This is a genomic window from Cryobacterium sp. N22 (assembly GCF_002929555.1).
Taxonomy (GTDB): Bacteria; Actinomycetota; Actinomycetes; order Actinomycetales; family Microbacteriaceae; genus Cryobacterium.
On record NZ_PJJP01000033.1, the window covers coordinates 119,308 to 137,263 of the forward strand.

Below are 17,956 nucleotides of genomic sequence, written 5' to 3' on the forward strand. Positions count from 1 at the left end.
CAATTATGCATGCGACGCACCCCGAGGGAATGCACGATGTGACCGTCACATGCCCCGATTCGGGCGTATGTGACAGTCACAACGGCCGGCCGACGCGGGAGAGCCCGGGCTCAGGCGCTGTGGCGCACCACCAGATCGGTGGGCAGCACAATGGCGGCGGGCCGTTCACCGTCGATGACGCGCAGCAGCAGGCGCACCATTTCCTCGCTGATCCTCTCGAACGGCTGGTGCATCGTGGTCAGACCCGGTGTGGTCAGTGTCGCCACCGGGGCATCGTCGAACCCGCCGACGGCGACGTCTTCAGGCACCCGGCGACCGGAGGCCAGCAACACGTCGACGGCGCCCGCGGCCATCATGTCGTTCGCCGCGAACACGGCGTCGAGGTCGGGCTGGCGTTCCAGGAGCGCCGTCATCGCCTGCGACCCGCTGATCCTGCTGTAGTCGCCGCGGGCCACGTAGCTCGTGTCGAAGTCCGTGCCGAGCTCGTCGGCATATGCCTCGAACCGACGCATGCCTCCAGAGGTATCTTCCGGTCCGGCGATGGTCGCGATGCGGGAGCGACCGAGTCCGCGCAGGTACCGGACCATCTCCCTGGCCCCCTCGTAGTCGTCCGCGGCGACGTAGCCCATCTTCTTTTCAAAGCCCAGCGGCACGCCACAGGCGATGGCCGGCACGTTCGCGGCGATGATCTCGGAGATCAGGCCGCGCCGGCCGCTGTGCGAGGAGACGAGCAGCACGCCGTCGACGTGACCGGCGGTGATGAACTCGGTCGCCCGGCGCTGTTCGTCCTCGTTGCCCGCCATGATCAGCACCAGGGAGATGTCGTGCTCGGAGAGCGCCTTCGACGCCCCGCGCATCAGAACGGCGAAGTTCGGGTCCTCGAAGAGGCGGTCGTGTGATTCGGTGAGCAGGAACGCCACCGAGTTCGCCCGGCTCGTGGCGAGGCTCCGAGCGTGCGGGTTGACCCTGTAGCCGGTCTTCTTGATTGCGCCGTTGACCAGCGCCAGGGAATCCGGGCTCACCCAGTGGCCGCCGTTGAGCACTCGGGACACCGTGCCCCTGGACACGCCGGCAGCAGCGGCCACATCATCGATGGTCGGCCGGCGCTTCGCGGGGGGCGGGGTCACGAGTGAAGCCTAGCGACCGTCAGGCCTTGACCGCACCAGCGGCGAGGTCGACCTTCCAGTAGCGCTGTAGAACGAGGAACAGGATGATCAGCGGGATGATCGACAGCAGCGCGCCGGTGATCACGAGGGTGTACATCGACGGTGCGGATGCACCCTGGTTGAGCAGACCGCTCAGGCCGACGGTGACCGGGAAGAGCTGGTCGTCGCCGAGCATGATGTACGGCAGCATGAAGTTGTTCCAGACCGCGACGAACTGGAACAGGAAGATCGTCACCAGTCCAGGGCCCATCATCGGCAGGGCGATGCGGTTGAAGATGTACAGCTCGCCGGCGCCCTCGGTGCGGGAGGCTTCGATGACCTCGGTGGGCACGGAGGCCGCGGCGTAGATGCGGGCCAGGTAGATGCCGTACGGGCTGATGATCTGGGGCAGCAGCACCGACCACATGGTGTTGGTCAGGCCCACCTCGGCCAGCAGGAAGTACTGCGGGATGGCGAGGATGACGCCGGGTACCAGCACGCCCATCAGCAGGATCGAGAAGACGACCTTCTTGCCGGGGAACTCGAACTTGGCCAGGACGTAACCCGAGATCGCTGAGATCCAGGTGGAGGCCAGGGCGCCGACGCCCGCGTAGATCGCGGTGTTGAGCACCCAGCGCCAGAACAGGCCGTCGCGGTACTGGCTGAGCTGGACGATGTTGTCCCACAGGTGGGTGCTGGGCATCAGCGTGAAGGTGGAGAACAGCTCTGAGCTGTCCTTGCTCGACGCCATCAGGACCCAGAAGACCGGGAACAGGCAGTAGATCGCACCGATGATGAGGATGCCGGTGGACACCGGGCTGGCCTTCTGCCGGAACGCGCGGGCCGAGGCTCGCTCGGTCTTGCGCAGGTCGCGGTCGGGCCGGGTGCGGGTGAGTGTGGTGGTCATGGGTCAGTCCTCCTGGCCGAAGGCGCGTTTCTGCACAACGCGCAGGAACAGGAATGAGAAGGCGAAGGTCACCAGGGCGATGACGATCGAGGTGGCGGCAGCGGAGTAGATGTCGTCGCGGGTGAAGGCATCCCGGTAGACCAGCATCAGCGGCGACCAGCTGGTGGACAGCGAGTTGGTGAGCGGGCGGAGCGTGGTGGGCTCGGCGAACACCTGCAGGGTGGCGACCATCGAGAACAGCGCGGTCATCACGATCGCCGGGGCGATGATGGGGATCTTGATGCGCAGCGCGATCTGGATCTCGCTGGCGCCGTCCAGCTTGGCGGCCTCATAGATGTCGGAGGGCACCGACTTGAGGGAGGTGTACATCACGATCATGTTGAAGCCCACGCCACCCCAGAGGGCGATGTTGGCGATCGCGAAGGTGACTCCGCCGGAGGAGAGCAGCGACGGCACGTCCCATCCGAGCTTGTCGAAGACGAAGTAGAACGGGCTCACGGCGGGGAGGTACAGGAAACCCCAGAGCAGCGAGCTGATCACGGCGGGCACGGCGTACGGCAAGAAGATGGCCGTGCGGGAGAAGCCTGCGGCGCGGGTGCGGCGGGAGTCCAGCAGCAGGGCGAAGAGCAACGCGAGGCCCAGCATCAGCGGAATCAGGATGAAGCCGTAGACCAGCACTCGTCCCACACTGGCGCCGAACTCCGTGTTCGTGAGGGTCGTGACGTAATTGTCGATGCCGGCGAAGACCGTGCTGCGGGCACCGGACCCGAGGCCGAGGCCGGAGACCTTGGTCTTCTGGAAGCTCAGGAAGAGCGTGTAGAAGATGGGCGCGGCCATGAAGGCCACGAACAGGATGATGCCGGGTGCCAGCATGGCGTAGGGCACGAGCACCCTCGAACGGAAGGTGCCGCGTCCCCGGCGTACCGATGGGGTGCTGCTCCGGGTGGCCACGGGGGCCTCTGTCACTGTCACGAGTTGTCCTCAATCGACGCGATCTGGGTGGTGATGGATGGTGCGGGGAGGCCGCCGGCCGGTCGGCCGGCGGACTCCCCAGGGTGGCGCAGACGACGCGCCGGTTACCCGACCGTGTCTATTCGGCCGTGTCTATTCGGCCGTGCCTATTCGACCGTGAAGCCGCTCTTCTTCATGTCGGCGGTGGTGATCTTCTGCATTGCAGCGACGGCATCGAGGAAGGCGCTCTGGGTCTTGGCGTCGGCCGCCTTCGCGAACTCGTCGTTGTAGGCGCTGTATGCCACGTTCACGTTCGGGCCGTAGGTGAACGGGCTCACGGTGTCGGCCACCTCGGCGGCGACGTCGTAGAAGTCCGGCTGGTTGCTGAAGAACTCCGGCGGCGCGGTCAGCGCGGCCTTGGCCTGGGCGGCGTCGGCGGGGTAGATCCCGGCCGTGGTGACCAGGGCCTGGACGGCTTCGGCGTCGGTGTTCAGCCAGGTGGCGAACTTGGTGGCCGCCTCCGGGTGCTCAGACTGCGTGGTCACGGCCGTGGACGATCCGCCCCAGTTGCCGGTCGCGGGTGCGTCGACATCCCACTGCGGCATGGGAGCGGCCTTCCAGAGGCCGGCGGTGTCTGCGGCGTTGCCGCCGAGCACACCGGGAGCCCAGACGGCGCTCAGCCAGCCCACCTGTTCGCCGTTGTTCAGGCCGGCGTTCCACTCGGGCGTGTACATGGGCTTGTTGTCGATGACGCCCTCTTCGACGAGGCCGCCCCAGTAGCCGGCAACGGTCTCGGTGGGGGTTTCGGCGATGTCGACGCTCCAGGCGTCACCGTCGATGCCCCACCAGGAGGCACCGGCCTGCTGAGCCATGCCGGTGAACCAGCCGGCGTCGTTGGACGAGAAGGTGCCCAGGTACTTGGCCGGGTCGGAGGCGTGCACGGCGCGGGCGACCTCGGCGTATTCGTCCCAGGTGGTGGGCACGGCCAGGCCGAGCTGCTCGAGGATGTCGGCCCGGTAGAAGAACATCATGGGTCCGCTGTCCTGAGGGACCGCGTAGATTGCGTCGGAGCCGAGGGTGACGGAGTCCCAGACGCCGTCGGCGAAGGAATCTTCGATGTCGCCGGCGCCGTATTCGGTCAGGTCGGCCAACGCGTCGGACGAGACCAGGGTGGGGATCTTCTGGTACTCGGCCTGGATCAGGTCGGGCGCACCGCTGCCGGCCTTGATGGCCGTGAGCAGCTTGGTGATCGCGGGGTCGCCGCCGTCCTGCTTCTGCACGGTGACCTGGATGTCGGGGTTCTCCGCGTTCCAGATGTCGACGACCTCTTCGAGGTTCGGGGCCCAGGCCCAGTAGTTCAGTTCGACCGGGCCGTCACTACCTCCGCCCGTGTTTGCTGAACAACCTGACATGAGCAGTGTGGCGGCCGTGGCCATGGCCACTGCCCCTACCCGAATTGACGTGCGCATTCGTCCTCCTTGATGAAAGCTGGGTGCTGTGTGGTGGCGCCCCGCTGCCGTATCGAGAAAACTCGGTGCTGACTGGGAGCGGTACTAGTAATCCATAGATTTACAGCGTTGTCAACATGCGGAATTGACATGGACTCTGGCGATTGGCTGTGCTAGAACTGGGAGCGCACACAGTTGAAGGAGCCCTAGACCAATGTCGATCCACACCCCATTCCCCGCCAGAGAGCCCACGACAGACCGGTGGGTGAAGGGCACGACCGGGCTTCGCTACGGTGGCGATTACAACCCGGAGCAGTGGCCACGCGAGACCTGGCTGGAAGACATCGAGCTGATGAAACAGGCCGGTATCAACCTGGTCAGCATCGCGATCTTCGCCTGGGGCATCCTGGAGCCGCGCGAGGGCGAATACGACTTCAGCAAGCTCGATGACATCTTCGGCCTGCTGCACGAGGCCGGCATCGACATCGACCTGGCCACGCCCACCGCGGCGCCGCCGGCCTGGTTCTGGAAGAAGTACCCGGACTCCCGGCCGGTCACCCGCGACGGCATCACCCTGGGCAACGGTTCCCGCGGCATGGTCAGCCCGTCGAGCCCCGACTACCGCCGGGCCGCCGCCGCGATCACCGAGCAGCTCGCCCGCCGGTACGCGAACCACCCGGCCCTCGTGCTCTGGCACGTGCACAACGAGTACGGCGCGCCGATCAGCGACTCCTACGACGACTACTCGGTCGCCGCCTTCAGGATCTGGCTGCAGAAGCGTTACGGCACCCTCGACACCCTCAACGAGAAGTGGGGCACCACCTTCTGGGGCCAGGTCTACGGCGAGTGGGACGAGATCGACGCACCCCGCCAGTCGGCCTCGGTGACCAACCAGGCGCAGCGCCTGGACTTCCACCGGTTCACCTCCGACGCTCTGCTCGAGTGCTACATCAACGAGCGTGACGTCATCCGCCGGTTCACCCCGGACATCCCCGTGACCACCAACTTCATGGCCACCAACTGCCTCTCCCCGGACTACTGGAAGTGGGCCAGGGAAGTGGACATCGTCGCCAACGACCACTATCTGGTGGCCGAACGCGCCGACAACCACGTGCTGCTGGCGATGGATGCCGACCTCTCCAGGTCACTGGCCGGCGGGGCCCCGTGGATCCTGATGGAGCACTCCACCGGCGCCGTCAACTGGCAGCCGCGCAACATCGCCAAGCGTGCCGGCGAGATGGCCCGTAATTCGCTTTCCCACCTGGCCCGCGGCGCCGACGGCATCCTGTTCTTCCAGTTCCGGGCCTCCAGGTTCGGCGTCGAGAAGTTCCACTCCGCGATGCTGCCGCATGCCGGAGCCGAGACCCGGGTCTGGCGCGAGGTCGTTGCACTGGGCGAAAGCCTCGGGTCACTCGAGGCCGTGCGTGGATCCCGCGTGCAGGCTCGCGTGGCGCTGCTCTGGGACACCGAGTCGTTCTGGGCCCAGGACTTCGAATGGCGTCCGAGTGCCGAACTGGGCCACCGTGAACGCCTCGAGGCCTTCTACACGGCACTCTGGAACCGCAACGTCTCGGTGGACTTCGCACATCCCACTGCCGACCTCACCGGCTACGACCTCGTCATCGCACCCAGCCTCTACCTCGCCGGACCGGCGGCGTCGGCGAACCTCACCGGCTACGTGCGGGACGGCGGCCACCTGGTGGTCTCCTACTTCTCTGGAATCGTCGATGAAAACGACACCGTCTACCCCGGAGCCGCGCCCGGCGCGCTGCGCGAGGTGCTCGGCCTGACCATCCCCGAGTTCCTCCCCCTGCACGAGAGCGAGACCGTCACCCTCAGCGATTCCCGCACCGGAACCGCCTGGACCGACGACATCGAGGTCTCCACCGCCGAGGTGCTGGCCCGGTACGTGGACGGCCCCGCCGCCGGCGGACCGGCCCTCACCCGCAACGCCTTCGGTGCGGGGTCCGCCTGGTACATCTCGACCAAGCTCACCGGCACCGACCTGGACTCCCTGCTGCTCGACGTGCTCAACACGGCCGGCATCGAGGCGGCCCGCGGCATCGATGGTGTCGAGACCATCATCCGGTCCACCGACACCGACGAGTTCCTGTTCCTGATCAACCACACGGATGCCGACCAGTCCTGGCCGGCCACCGGAACCGAGCTGCTCACGAACGACGCGGTCGACGGCACCGTCCTGGTTCCGGCCGGGCTCACCCGGGTGGTGCATCGCACCCTGTAGCCCGCGCTGCACCCTCGCCGGGGTGCGGGTTCGCCCGCACCCCGGCCCTGCTACGCACCACACGCACCACAACGCTGCATCCCGCTGTACCTGTCAAGGAGGACACATGAAAGCACACTGGCACAACGTCGCCTCGCGACGTTCCAGACTCATCACCGTCGTGGGAGGTGCAGCGGCCGTCCTGATCGGATCGGGTGTCGGTTTGACCCCCCTCGGTGCTGCCCCAGCGGTGGCCGCACCGGCGCCGACGGTCGGCAACGCGGGCTTCGAATCCGGCCTCGACGGCTGGACCAGCACCGGAGTTGTCGGCTCCGCCACCGTCGCGGCGGCCGGCCAGGACTCCGACCACAGGCTCAACCAGTGGCTGGACGTCGACGGCACGGTCACGACCAGCCAGAGCGTCTCGGGGCTGACCCCGGGCTGGTGGACCTTCAGCGCAGCGGTGAAGTCCGGCGGTCCGGTCGGCTCCTCCCAGCTGGTCACGTCGGGGTGCGCCGTGGACGGCGCCACGACAGTGCCATCCACCGAGACCGATGATCGCTGGCTGCAGCTCTCGGTGAGCGCTTACGTGACCGACGACTCGTGCACCGTCGGTCTCACGACCAGCGGCGCCGGCGCCTGGGCGAGCCTGGACTCGGTGACGCTGGCCGCCGGCCAGGTCACCAGGGACATCCGCGGCGCCGACCTCTCCGGCTTGCCCCGCAACGAAGACCACGGCGCGGCCTACTTCGCGGCCGACGGCTCAGCGGTCGATCCGGTGGAGGCCTTCGCCGACGCCGGCTCCAATCTCGTGCGCCTCAAAGTCTGGGTCGATCCGGCCGACGGCTACAACGACACCGCCGACGTCGTCGCGATGGCACTGCGGGCGAAGGCCGCCGGCATGCAGGTCCTCGTGGACTTCCACTACTCCGACCGGTGGACCGATCCGGGTGCCCAGGGCGTTCCCGCCGCGTGGGTGGGAATGAGTGCCGCGGAGATGACCGTGGCCCTCACCGACTACACCACCACGGTGATGACCGCTCTGGTGGATGCGGGCGTCACCCCGTATGCCGCCCAGGTGGGCAACGAAATCAACCCGGGAATGCTCTGGCCGCTCGGCCAGACGTGGGACGTCGACACGACGGACACCGTGACCGGGGCCCAGTGGGACACCCTGGCCGGGTTCCTCACGGCCGGCTCCACAGCCGTCACCGCGGTCAGTCCGTCGACCAAGGTGATGCTGCACCTCACCAATATCAACAACGGCATCGGCGGCCTCACCTGGTGGTTCGACGAGGTCACCGCCAGATCCGTGCCCTTCGACCTCATCGGGCTGTCCTACTACGGCTTCTGGCACGGCACTCTCGCCGACATGCAGGAGGCGGTGACCGTGCTCTCGGAGCGCTATGACCGCGATGTGATTGTCGTGGAGACGTCGTACCCGTTCACCCTCGACGACAACCCGAACCCGGCGTGGGAGAACGTCATCGACCTGCCCGCCGAACTCGTGACCGGTTATCCGGCCACTCCCGCCGGACAGGCCGCCAACTTCCGGGCGGTGCAGGATGTCGTCGCGGCGGCCCCCGGCGGCCGCGGCCTGGGCGTCGTGTACTGGGAGCCGGCCTGGACCTCGGTTCCCGGCGCCGGCTGGGACCCGGCCGACCCGGCCTCCGGCAACGCCTGGGAGAACCAGGCCGTCTTCGACTTCGACGGCCGGGCGCTGCCCGCGCTGCTCGAATTCGCGGCGGACCCGATCACCCCCGTGACACCGCCCGTCGTCGTGCCGGAGCCGCCCGTCGTGGTCGTGCCCGATCCCCCGGTCGTCGTCGTTCCCGACCCGCCGGTCGTCGTCGTTCCCGACCCGCCGGTCGCGGTCGTGCCCGATCCCCCGGCGCAGAATCCTGTCGGCACGATCCCCGGCGCTCCGACTCCCGCGGTTCAGACGCCGCCATCGTCGACACCTGTTGCCGCTGCGGCCTCCGGCGCGCGCACCCTGGCCGTGACGGGTTCGGAACCGGTCCCGATCGGATCGATCGCGCTGGCCAGCCTGCTCCTCGGCCTGGGCGGCCTGGTGCTGGCCCGCCGGTCACGCCGGCAGGAAACCGTGGCACGCGACCCGCGGGCCTGATCGGACCGGCCTCAGGACAGAAGCGCGAACGCCCGAACCGGAAAGGTGCCGAAGTCCCGCACACGCGGCGGCACGGCGAAGAAGCGGGCTCCCCGGTCGGGGAGCCCGCTGAGCCCGGTGAGGTGCTCCACCACGGGGATCCCCGCGGCCAGCAACAGCGAGTGCGCCGGCCGCTCGCCGCCGGACTCAGTGTCGTCGATGTTGAGAGAATCGATTCCCACCAGGGCCACACCTGCGGCCACGAGCGCCCTGGCGCCGTCGCCGGTGAGGAACGGCGCCCCATTCGCGTAGGCCGCCGTGGCAAAGCGGCGGTCCCACCCGGTGTGCAGCAGCACGGCGGTTCCGTTCAGATCCCGGCCGTCGAAGGCGGACGCCGGGATTCCCCGTCCCGACGCCTGCTCGCTGCGGAAAACGTGTGCGGGCAGGTCGGCGAGGGCCTCGAGCGGCAGTCCGGCCAGGTCGACCCCGCCGTCATACCTGTAGAACGGGCTGTCGAGGTAGGTGCCGGTGTTACCGATCATCGTGATGGTGTCCATGGCGAACTCGGTGCCCTCCGAGTAATGGCTGCGCGAGTCCGCCCTGGTCAGATGCGGTGTGATCACCGGCGCCGGCAACCCGGGGTAGGTCACCAGCCCTGCGCTGATCTCCTGGCTGAGGTCGACGAAGCGGGAGGCGGGAGCCTGCATGGGGAGTTCTCTCTGCTCGGTGAAGAGGCCGGGAAGAAAGCCCGGGTGGGAGGCGAAAACCGCCCCCGTAAACCCACTCTGCCCGACTCGGGCACCCCTACCAATGGCAGAACCGACATGGTTCGTCGAATTCCTGCCCCGTGCCGTCAGGCGCTGGGCAGCGCCTGTGCGAGGTCGGCCAGCAGGTCGTCGATGTCTTCGATGCCCACCGACAGGCGCACGATGTTGGTGGCCACCTCGAGTTCGGTGCCGCGCACGGAGGCATGCGTCATCTCGGACGGGTAGTTCACCAGCGATTCGACGCCGCCGAGCGATTCGGCCAGCTGGAACAGGTGCATCGACTCGGCGAAACGCCGGGCCGCGCTTTCGCCGCCACGGAACGCCAGGGAGAGCATGCCACCGAACGCGCTCATCTGAGCCGCGGCCAACTCGTGGCCCGGGTGGCTCTCCAACCCCGGGTAGTAAACCTTCTCGATGGCCGGGTGGTTCTGGAGGTACCGGGCGATGGCGAGCGCGTTGCTGCTGTGCCGTTCCATCCGCACCGCGAGGGTCTTGATGCCGCGCACGGTGAGCCAGGCATCCAGCGGCGCGGACACCGGGCCGGCCGCGAACTGGATGAACTTCACCTTCTCGGCGAGTTCGTCGTCGTTGATGACCAGGCCGCCGCCGATGACGTCGGAGTGACCACCGAGGTACTTGGTGGTGGAGTGCACGACCACGTCGGCGCCGAGGGCGAGGGGCTGCTGCAGGGCGGGCGATGCGAAGGTGTTGTCCACGACCACGAGCACGCCGTGCCGGTGCCCGATCTCGACGAGGCCGGCGATGTCGCTGATCTTCATCAGCGGGTTGCTCGGCGTCTCCACCCAGAGGATCTTGGTCTCGCCGGGGATGATGGCGGCCTCGACGGCGGCCAGGTCGCTCATCTCCACGGTGCTGTTGCGCACGCCCCAGGCGCCGTGCACCCGGTTGATCAGGCGGTGCGTTCCGCCGTAGACGTCGTTGCCGAGCACCACGTGGTCACCCGGAACGAGGACCGCGCGCAGCAGGCTGTCCTCGGCGGCGAGGCCGCTGGCGAACGACAGGCCGTGCCTGCCGCCCTCGAGCGCGGCGAGCATGGTTTCCAGCGACGTGCGGGTGGGGTTGCCGCCGCGGCTGTACTCGTAGCCGCCGCGCAGTCCCCCGATGCCGTCCTGCACGTAGGTGGAGGTCTGGTAGATCGGCGGGATGACGGCGCCGGTGGTCGGGTCGAACTCCTGACCGGCGTGGATGGCGATGGTGTTGAACTTCTGGTTCTCGGACTGGCTCATGGTGTGGTCGCTTTCGAAAGAGTCGGGGTGCGTCGGGCCGGGCGCAGCAGCTGCGCGGGCGGGAGTTAGACGCTGAGGTAGGTGAGGAGGTCGTGCCGGGTGATCACGCCGAGCGGTTTGCCGCCGTCGGTGACCAGCAGCGCGTCGTGTTCGGCGAATGCGGCGCGGGCCGAACCGACGGGCTCGTTCACGCCGATCAGCGGCAGGGCATCGCCCACGATCGAGCCGACCTTGTCGGTGAGCTTGGCTTCGCCGGAGAACACCCGGCCCATCAGGCTGCGTTCATCGAGCGCGCCGACGACCTCGCCCATCACGACGGGCGGCTTGGCCGCGAGCACCAGCAGCTGTGACACGCTCGCCGAGGTCATCGTCTCGATGGCGTCGCGCACGGTGTCGTTCGGGTGCACGTAGACGAATGCCGGGAGGGTTCCGGTCTTGGAGTGCAGCAGGTCGGCCACGGTGTGGCCGGCGGGCGCATTCGAGAAGCCGTAACTCCGCATCCAGCCGTCGTTGAAGATCTTGCCCAGGTAACCGCGGCCACCGTCGGGCAGCAGCACGACCACAACGGCGTCGGCGGGCAGGTCCTTGGCGGCCTGCAGGGCCGCGACGACAGCCATCCCGCTCGAGCCGCCCACCAGGATGCCCTCTTCGAGGGCGAGACGGCGGGTCATGGCGAACGAGTCCGCGTCGGAGACCGCGATGATCTCGTGCGGCACGGCCGGGTCGTACGCGCCAGGCCAGAAGTCCTCGCCGACACCCTCGACGAGGTAGGGCCGGCCGCTGCCGCCCGAGTAGACCGATCCCTCGGGGTCGGCGCCGATGATGCGCACGGCGTCGTTCGACACCTCCCGCAGGTAGCGGCCGGTTCCGGTGATGGTGCCACCGGTGCCGACGCCGGCGACGAAGTGGGTGACCGTTCCGTCGGTGTCGCTCCAGATCTCCGGGCCGGTGGACTCGTAGTGGCTGAGCGGGCCGTTCGGGTTGGCGTACTGGTTGGGCTTGAAGGCGCCGGGGATCTCCCGGGCGAGGCGGTCGGACACGCTGTAGTACGACTCGGGGTCGTCGGGGGCGACGGAGGTCGGAGTCACCACGATCTCGGCGCCGTAGGCAGTGAGAACATTGCGCTTGTCCTCGCCCACCTTGTCCGGCAGCACGAAGACGCACTTGTAACCGCGCTGCTGGGCCACCAGGGCCAGGCCGACGCCGGTGTTGCCGGAGGTCGGCTCGACGATGGTGCCGCCGGGCTTGAGGAGTCCGTCGCGTTCGGCGGCATCGATGATGCGGATGGCGATGCGGTCCTTCGCGGACCCGCCGGGGTTGAGGTATTCGAGCTTGACCAGCACGGTGGCGGAGATGCCCTCCGTGACCTTGTGCAGCTTGACCAGCGGCGTGTTGCCGATGAGGTCGAGGATGGTGTCAGCGATTTTCATAGTGGGATCCTTACGTCGATTGACGTGTCGCGGGACGATGCAGGCGTGGCCGCTGGCCTGGGTGGGCGGTCCTGGAACCGAGAGTGTGAGTGTGCGGGTCGGCTAGCGAAAGCGGCAACAGGGACACGACGTCAGGGTGATCACTCCTTCACTCTAGTCGCCGCCCGGGATTACCGGCCAGCCTGTGAACCATCTGTGAGATCGTCGGCCGAGGAAGGCTGGGCCCCGGTCCATGCGTTCGAATAAGTGCACAGCAAAACGAAAGAGGCCCCTCGTGACCCCTGCCCAGCCCACCGGCACATCCGGATCGTCGTCGCCCAAGCCCGGCGTCAAGCAGCAACGGGCTGCGCAGCGCGCCCAGAAGCTCGAGCAGTACCACCGCGAGCAGAAGCGCACCGCCCGCAACCGGCGCATCGGGCTGATCAGCGGGATCACCGTGGCCGTCGCGGTCATCGGCCTGCTGATCACCTCGATCGTGCTCACCCCGCAGAGCGCGAGCTACTCTGCGGGCGGCGATGGCGCCGACATCGACGGCGTGGAGACCTTCGAGAACGCGTCGTTGCACGTGGAGACCCCGGTCTCGTACCCGCAGACCCCGCCCGCCGGCGGCGACCACAACCCCACCTGGCTCAACTGCGGCGTCTATACCGAACCCGTGCCGAACGAGAACGCCGTGCACTCCCTCGAGCACGGTGCCCTCTGGGTGACCTACGACCCGTCCATCTCCGATGACGAGCTGGCCACGCTCAAGCAGGCGCTCCCGTCCACCTACGTGATCCTCTCGCCGTTCGACGGCCTCCCCGCCCCCATCGTGGTGAGCGGCTGGAACGTGCAGCTCCAGGTCGACTCCGCCGACGACGAGCGCATCACCGCCTTCTTCGAGGAGCACTGGAAGAGCAACAACGTTCCCGAACCCGGCGCACTCTGCACCGGTGCCTACGATGCCCCCGGAAAGGCGTAGCTCCATCCGGCGCACCGCTCTGGTCGTCACGGCCGCGATCGTGGCCGTCGCGATCGGCCTGGTCGGCTTCTCGGTCGGTCGCCTGAGCACCATCGACAATCCCACCCCGACGTCGACCAGCGCCGAGGCCGGGTTCGCCCGCGACATGCAGGTGCATCACCTGCAGGGGGTCGAACTGGCCATGATCATCCGCGACCGGACCAGCGACACGGATGTGCGCCTGCTCGGGTACGACATCGCCACGACCCAGGCACAGCAGGCCGGCCAGCTCTACGGCTGGCTCACCGAATGGGACCTGTCCCAGGCCGGCCCCGAGCCGTCGATGACCTGGATGACCCGGCCCGGCCGGTCGGACACGTCGCACGCGCACACCGACGGCGCCCACGTCCCGGGCGACCCGATGCCCGGGCTCGCCACCGATGAGCAGATCGCCGACCTCACCGCGGCGACCGGTGTCGACGCGGAGCGCCGGTTCCTCACCCTGATGATCGCGCACCATCTTGGCGCCGTGGAGATGGCCGAGTCCGTGCAGGACCGTGCCAACAACACCTCGGTCCTCGGGTTCGCGAACTCGGTGATCATCTCCCAGAAGGCCGAGATCACCCTCATGGAATCCATGCTCGCCGCCCGCTGACCCGTTTCTTCGCAGCCCGTCCCGCGAGCCGCCCCTCCCGCGTGCCGCCCATCCCGCGAGAGCGGAGTTGTGGCGACCTCAGCGCTCCCCAAGCAACCACACGACCGCTCTCGCGAGCTCGTCAGGCGTCGGGGAGGCGAGCGGGAGCCTGTTCGGCGTAGAGCTCGGCGTAGGTGCCGCCCGCGGCGAGCAACTGTGAGTGGGTGCCGCTTTCCACCAGGCGACCGTGGTCGACCACGAAGATCACGTCCGCGGTCACAATCGTCGACAAGCGGTGGGCGATGGCGATGGTCGTGCGCCCGCGGGACGCGGTGTCGAGGGCGGCCTGCACCACGCGCTCGGAGATGGCGTCGAGCGCGCTGGTGGCCTCGTCGAGGATCAGCACCTCCGGGTCCTTCAGCAGCACTCGGGCGATCGCCACCCGCTGCTTCTCGCCGCCGGAGAGCCGGTAGCCCCGTTCACCGACCACGGTGTCATAGCCGGCCGGGAACGAGGCGATGGTGTTGTGGATGTTCGCGGCGCGCGCGGCGATCTCGAGTTCGGCATCCGTGGCTTCGGGTTTGGCGTACCGGAGGTTCTCGGCGATGGACGCGTGGAAAAGGTAGGTCTCCTGGCTGACGATGCCGATGTGGGAGACCAGCGACTCCTGTTCGAGGTCGCGCACGTCGACCCCGGAGAACAGCACCCGGCCGCCGGTCGCCTCGTAGAAGCGCGGGATCAGGTACGACACCGTGGTCTTGCCCGCGCCGCTGGGCCCGACGAACGCGGCGAACGCACCGGGTTCGATCGTGAACGAGACCGCGTCGAGGGTCGGCCGGGCGTCGGCGTCGGCATCCGGATAGGCGAAGGTGACGGCGTCGAACTGCACCCGGCCGGTGACAGCGGGCACCGGGCGCGCACCGGGAGCGTCGCTGATGGCCGGGATGAGGTCGAGGTACTGGAAGATGCGCGCGAAGAGGGCGCTGGAGGTCTGCAGGTCCAGGGCCACCCGCATCAGTCCCAGCAGCGGGAAGAGCAGCCGCGCCTGAACGGTGGTGAAGGCCACCACGGTGCCCGCGGTGATGTCGGTGGCACCGTTCGCCAGCAGCAGACCCGCGACCAGGTAGACGATGGCCGGGATACTGGACAGGAAGATGCTGACCATGGCGAAGAACCACTGGCCACTCATCTGTTGGCTGACCTGCAGGTGCACCTGGTTGTCGTTCTCAAGTGAGTACCGGGCGATCTCGGCCTTCTGCCGGGTGAAGCTCTTGGACAGCAGGATGCCTGACACGCTCAGGGTCTCCTGCGTGATCGCGGTCATGTCGGAGAGGGACTCCTGGGTCTTACCCGCGATGCGGGCCCGAACCCGGCCCACCCGGCGTTGGGCGAAGACCAGGATCGGCATCAGGATCACGGCCACGATCGTCAGCTGCCAGTTGAGTAGCAGCATCGCCACGAACGCGGCGATCACCGTGACGGCGTTGCCGAGCACGCTGGAGACGGTGTTGGTGAGCACGCTCGCCACCCCGCCGACATCGTTCTGCAGCCTGGACTGGATCACACCGGTTTTGGTGCGGGTGAAGAAGCTCAGCTCCATCGCCTGCAGGTGGGTGAACAGCCGCACCCGCAGCTCGCCCATCACCGAGTTGCCCACGGTGGCGGTGAGCCAGGTCTGCCAGACGCCCAGCAGCGCGGTGGTGAGATAGGCCGCGATCATCAGCGCCACCAGCACGGTCAGCCGCTGCAGGTTGGGGCCGCCGGAGGGCGGGAACAGGCCCTCGTCGAACGCCCGCTGGATGAGCAGCGGCGGCAGCACCGACAGCGCCGCGGAGATCAGCACCAGGATGACGGTGACCGTGAGCTTGCGAACGTGCGGGGCGAAGAGGGCCCGGATGCGGCCGAGCAGGTTGGGGATCTCGGGCGCTTCGGCGTTCTGCGCCTTCTGGGCGGCCGGGTCGTCGCCGCTGACCCGGTTGCGGCGCCCCCGGAACTCTTCAGGGGGACGTGCGCCCCCGCCGTGCGATCCGCTCATGGTCTCACTCTAAGACAGCGGACCGACCCCGAAAATCCGGGGCCGGTCCGTCGCGGCCGAGGCCAGTGCCTGCCTGGCCGTGGAGGTGCGTTACCCCTTCGTGGAACCGGCCAGCAGGCCGCGAACGAAGTAGCGCTGCAGGCTGAAGAACACGATCAACGGAACGATCAGCGACACGAACGCGGCCGCCGTCAGGCGTTGCCAGTCCTGGCCCCTGGTGCCGGTGAGCTCCGCCAGTCTCTGGGTGAGCGGTGCCACATCCTGCGTGCCGCCCGAGAAGATCAACGCCACGAGGAGGTCGTTCCAGACCCAGAGGAACTGGAAGATCGCGAACGATGCCAGCGCCGGAACCGCCAGCGGCAGCACGATCCTGAAGAAGACCTGGCCGTGGCTGGCGCCATCCACCCTGGCCGCCTCGATGACCTCACCGGGAATCTCGGAGATGAAGTTGTGCAGCAGGAAGATCGCCAGCGGCAGCGCGAAGATCGTGTGCGCGATCCAGACCGGCAGGTAACCCTGCTCGGGGATCATCGGGATCATGTCGTGCACCCAGGCCTGGCCGGGGCGCAGGAATTGGGTGAACATCTGCAGCAGCGGGATCAGGGCGAGCTGCAGCGGCACGATCTGCAGGGCGAAGATCAGCACGAACAGGGCGCCGCTCCACTTGAACTTGATCCAGGCGAAGGCGTATGCGGCCATCGCGGCGATCACCAGCGGGAACAGCGTGGCCGGGATGGCGATGGCCAGCGAGTTCACGAAGTACGCGCCCAGCTGCGGCGACGACTGCGAGGTGCTGAACAGCACCTCCTGGTAGTTGGCCAGGGTGAAGCCCGGGTTCTGGAAGATCGTCCACCAACCGGTGGTGCTGATCAGGCCGGCCGGCCGGAACGACGAGATGAACAGCCCGAAGGTGGGCAGGGTCCACAGCACGGCGATGACGAGGGCGACCGCGGTCGCCGTGCGCGAGGTGAGACGTCGTTTCACCCGGGTGGCCTTGCCGACCACCTCGGCGGTCGTGTCGGCCGTGCCCTTGGCGGTGCCCGTAATGGGCAGGTCGACTACGTTGTCGCTCATCGGATCTCCCTCTGCTGACGCAGGACTCGTACGTTGTAGATGACGATCGGCAGCACCAGCAGGAACAGCACGATCGCGAGCGCGGCGCCACGGCCCTGCTCGCCGGCCCTGAAGGCCTGGGTGTACATCTCGTTGGCGATGACGCTGGTGTCGAAGTTGCCGGCGGTCATGGTGCGCACGATGTCGAACACCTTGAGGGTGGCGATCGAGATGGTGGTGATCACCACGACCAGCGAACCGCGGATGCCCGGCAGGGTCACGTTGGTGAACCGCTGCCACGGGTTGGTGCCGTCCAGCTGGGCGGCCTCGATCTGCTCGGTCGGGACACCCTTGATCGCGGCGGAGCAGATGACCATGGCGAATCCGGTCTGGATCCAGATCATCACGACGATGAGGAGGAACGTGTTGATCGGCGAGGTCTGCAGCCACTGCACGGGTTCGGCGCCGAACCAGACCAGGATCTGGTTGAGCAGGCCGATCTGCGCGTTGTCGCCGGACTTGTAGTCGTAGACGAAACGCCAGATGATGCCGGCGCCCACGAACGAGATCGCCATGGGCATGAAGACCAGGGCCTTGAAGTACTTCTCGCCCCGGGACTTGTCGATGAACATCGCGTAGGCCAGGCCGATGGCGGTGGAGAGGATCGGCACGACGACGACCCAGATCACGGTGTTGCCGAGGGTGATGAGTGCGGCCGGCTGGGTGAACATCCAGACGAAGTTCTCGGCTCCCACCCATTCGCCGGAGCTGTTGCTGAACGCCAGCAGCGAGGTTCGGAAGGCGGGGTAGATGAGTCCGACTGCCAGCAGGATCAGGGCGGGGAGCAGGAAGAAGGCGAGTTGCCAGTAGTCGCGCCCACGTTTGGGCGCCTTGTCGATAAGGAACAGCACGAGCCCGATAACGAGCGAGAAGGCGGCGAGGGCCGCTACCACCTGAATTATCTTGCCGAGCAGATCTGCGGTCGTCATTGGCCGGACCCTTCTATGGTCTCGAGGAGGGGTGGTGAAAAGTGTGGGGGGTCATGCGGGGGTGGGCCCGCCTCGCGGC

The 17,956-nt window shown here is 67.7% G+C and carries 14 protein-coding genes; 4 read left to right on the top strand and 10 right to left on the bottom strand.

The annotated features are described in order from the left end of the window. Window positions 1-110 precede the first annotated feature (110 nt). The 4 genes from CXY76_RS08830 to CXY76_RS08845 form a co-directional block, all read right to left on the bottom strand. Window positions 111-1,127, bottom strand: coding sequence for a LacI family DNA-binding transcriptional regulator (locus CXY76_RS08830; protein ID WP_104163861.1), 1,017 nt, complete (start codon window positions 1,125-1,127; stop codon window positions 111-113). A 19-nt stretch (window positions 1,128-1,146) separates the two neighbouring features. Then, the gene (locus tag CXY76_RS08835) at window positions 1,147-2,052 is read right to left on the bottom strand and encodes a carbohydrate ABC transporter permease (protein ID WP_104163862.1); all 906 of its coding nucleotides are present in this window, start codon (window positions 2,050-2,052) and stop codon (window positions 1,147-1,149) included. 3 nt (window positions 2,053-2,055) lie between these two features. Continuing rightward, window positions 2,056-2,925, bottom strand: coding sequence for a carbohydrate ABC transporter permease (locus CXY76_RS08840; protein ID WP_104163927.1), 870 nt, complete (start codon window positions 2,923-2,925; stop codon window positions 2,056-2,058). Window positions 2,926-3,170: 245 nt separating this feature from the next. Further along, window positions 3,171-4,472, bottom strand: a complete 1,302-nt coding sequence (locus CXY76_RS08845; protein ID WP_104163863.1) for an ABC transporter substrate-binding protein — start codon at window positions 4,470-4,472, stop codon at window positions 3,171-3,173. A gap of 193 nt (window positions 4,473-4,665) precedes the next feature. Between CXY76_RS08845 and CXY76_RS08850 the strand changes: the two genes are divergently transcribed. Both CXY76_RS08850 and CXY76_RS08855 read left to right on the top strand, forming a co-directional pair. Beyond that, complete coding sequence (locus CXY76_RS08850) at window positions 4,666-6,696, top strand: beta-galactosidase (protein ID WP_104163864.1); 2,031 nt, start codon at window positions 4,666-4,668, stop codon at window positions 6,694-6,696. Window positions 6,697-6,802: 106 nt separating this feature from the next. Continuing rightward, on the top strand, window positions 6,803-8,803 hold the full coding sequence (locus tag CXY76_RS08855; protein WP_104163865.1) for a glycosyl hydrolase 53 family protein: 2,001 nt from the start codon (window positions 6,803-6,805) through the stop codon (window positions 8,801-8,803). Between the two features lie 11 nt (window positions 8,804-8,814). Here CXY76_RS08855 and CXY76_RS08860 read toward each other — a convergent pair whose 3' ends face one another. The 3 genes from CXY76_RS08860 to CXY76_RS08870 form a co-directional block, all read right to left on the bottom strand. Continuing rightward, window positions 8,815-9,489, bottom strand: a complete 675-nt coding sequence (locus CXY76_RS08860; RefSeq protein ID WP_104163866.1) for a cyclase family protein — start codon at window positions 9,487-9,489, stop codon at window positions 8,815-8,817. A 146-nt stretch (window positions 9,490-9,635) separates the two neighbouring features. Next, window positions 9,636-10,796 carry a cystathionine gamma-synthase gene (locus CXY76_RS08865; protein WP_104163867.1) on the bottom strand — a complete coding sequence of 387 codons (1,161 nt, stop codon included), beginning with the start codon at window positions 10,794-10,796 and terminating at the stop codon, window positions 9,636-9,638. Window positions 10,797-10,861: 65 nt separating this feature from the next. Beyond that, window positions 10,862-12,226 carry a cystathionine beta-synthase gene (locus CXY76_RS08870; protein WP_104163868.1) on the bottom strand — a complete coding sequence of 455 codons (1,365 nt, stop codon included), beginning with the start codon at window positions 12,224-12,226 and terminating at the stop codon, window positions 10,862-10,864. 274 nt (window positions 12,227-12,500) lie between these two features. Here CXY76_RS08870 and CXY76_RS08875 point away from each other — a divergent pair, with 274 nt between their 5' ends. Continuing rightward, window positions 12,501-13,187 carry a DUF3105 domain-containing protein gene (locus tag CXY76_RS08875; protein ID WP_233199666.1) on the top strand — a complete coding sequence of 229 codons (687 nt, stop codon included), beginning with the start codon at window positions 12,501-12,503 and terminating at the stop codon, window positions 13,185-13,187. Continuing rightward, complete coding sequence (locus tag CXY76_RS08880; protein WP_104163870.1) at window positions 13,168-13,821, top strand: DUF305 domain-containing protein; 654 nt, start codon at window positions 13,168-13,170, stop codon at window positions 13,819-13,821. The genes CXY76_RS08875 and CXY76_RS08880 overlap by 20 nt, the downstream gene beginning before the upstream one ends. A 121-nt stretch (window positions 13,822-13,942) precedes the next feature. On the opposite strand, the gene CXY76_RS08885 is transcribed toward CXY76_RS08880, so the two are convergent. The 3 genes from CXY76_RS08885 to CXY76_RS08895 all read right to left on the bottom strand — a co-directional run bounded on the left by CXY76_RS08885 (window position 13,943) and on the right by CXY76_RS08895 (window position 17,877). Further along, window positions 13,943-15,835, bottom strand: coding sequence for an ABC transporter ATP-binding protein (locus CXY76_RS08885; RefSeq protein WP_104163871.1), 1,893 nt, complete (start codon window positions 15,833-15,835; stop codon window positions 13,943-13,945). A gap of 90 nt (window positions 15,836-15,925) precedes the next feature. Beyond that, entirely contained in the window at window positions 15,926-16,909 is a 984-nt protein-coding gene (locus tag CXY76_RS08890) for a carbohydrate ABC transporter permease (protein WP_104163872.1), read from the bottom strand. Next, window positions 16,906-17,877, bottom strand: coding sequence for a carbohydrate ABC transporter permease (locus CXY76_RS08895; RefSeq protein ID WP_104163873.1), 972 nt, complete (start codon window positions 17,875-17,877; stop codon window positions 16,906-16,908). The genes CXY76_RS08890 and CXY76_RS08895 overlap by 4 nt, the downstream gene beginning before the upstream one ends. Between the last annotated feature and the right edge of the window lie 79 nt (window positions 17,878-17,956).

Coding starts and splice junctions, on each gene's coding strand:
- CXY76_RS08835 (WP_104163862.1), bottom strand. CDS start 2,052: ATGACCACCACACTCACCCGCACCCGGCCCGACCGCGACCTGCGCAAG.
- CXY76_RS08840 (WP_104163927.1), bottom strand. CDS start 2,925: ATGCTGGCACCCGGCATCATCCTGTTCGTGGCCTTCATGGCCGCGCCC.
- CXY76_RS08845 (WP_104163863.1), bottom strand. CDS start 4,472: ATGCGCACGTCAATTCGGGTAGGGGCAGTGGCCATGGCCACGGCCGCC.
- CXY76_RS08850 (WP_104163864.1), top strand. CDS start 4,666: ATGTCGATCCACACCCCATTCCCCGCCAGAGAGCCCACGACAGACCGG.
- CXY76_RS08855 (WP_104163865.1), top strand. CDS start 6,803: ATGAAAGCACACTGGCACAACGTCGCCTCGCGACGTTCCAGACTCATC.
- CXY76_RS08860 (WP_104163866.1), bottom strand. CDS start 9,489: ATGCAGGCTCCCGCCTCCCGCTTCGTCGACCTCAGCCAGGAGATCAGC.
- CXY76_RS08865 (WP_104163867.1), bottom strand. CDS start 10,796: ATGAGCCAGTCCGAGAACCAGAAGTTCAACACCATCGCCATCCACGCC.
- CXY76_RS08870 (WP_104163868.1), bottom strand. CDS start 12,226: ATGAAAATCGCTGACACCATCCTCGACCTCATCGGCAACACGCCGCTG.
- CXY76_RS08880 (WP_104163870.1), top strand. CDS start 13,168: ATGCCCCCGGAAAGGCGTAGCTCCATCCGGCGCACCGCTCTGGTCGTC.
- CXY76_RS08885 (WP_104163871.1), bottom strand. CDS start 15,835: ATGAGCGGATCGCACGGCGGGGGCGCACGTCCCCCTGAAGAGTTCCGG.
- CXY76_RS08890 (WP_104163872.1), bottom strand. CDS start 16,909: ATGAGCGACAACGTAGTCGACCTGCCCATTACGGGCACCGCCAAGGGC.
- CXY76_RS08895 (WP_104163873.1), bottom strand. CDS start 17,877: ATGACGACCGCAGATCTGCTCGGCAAGATAATTCAGGTGGTAGCGGCC.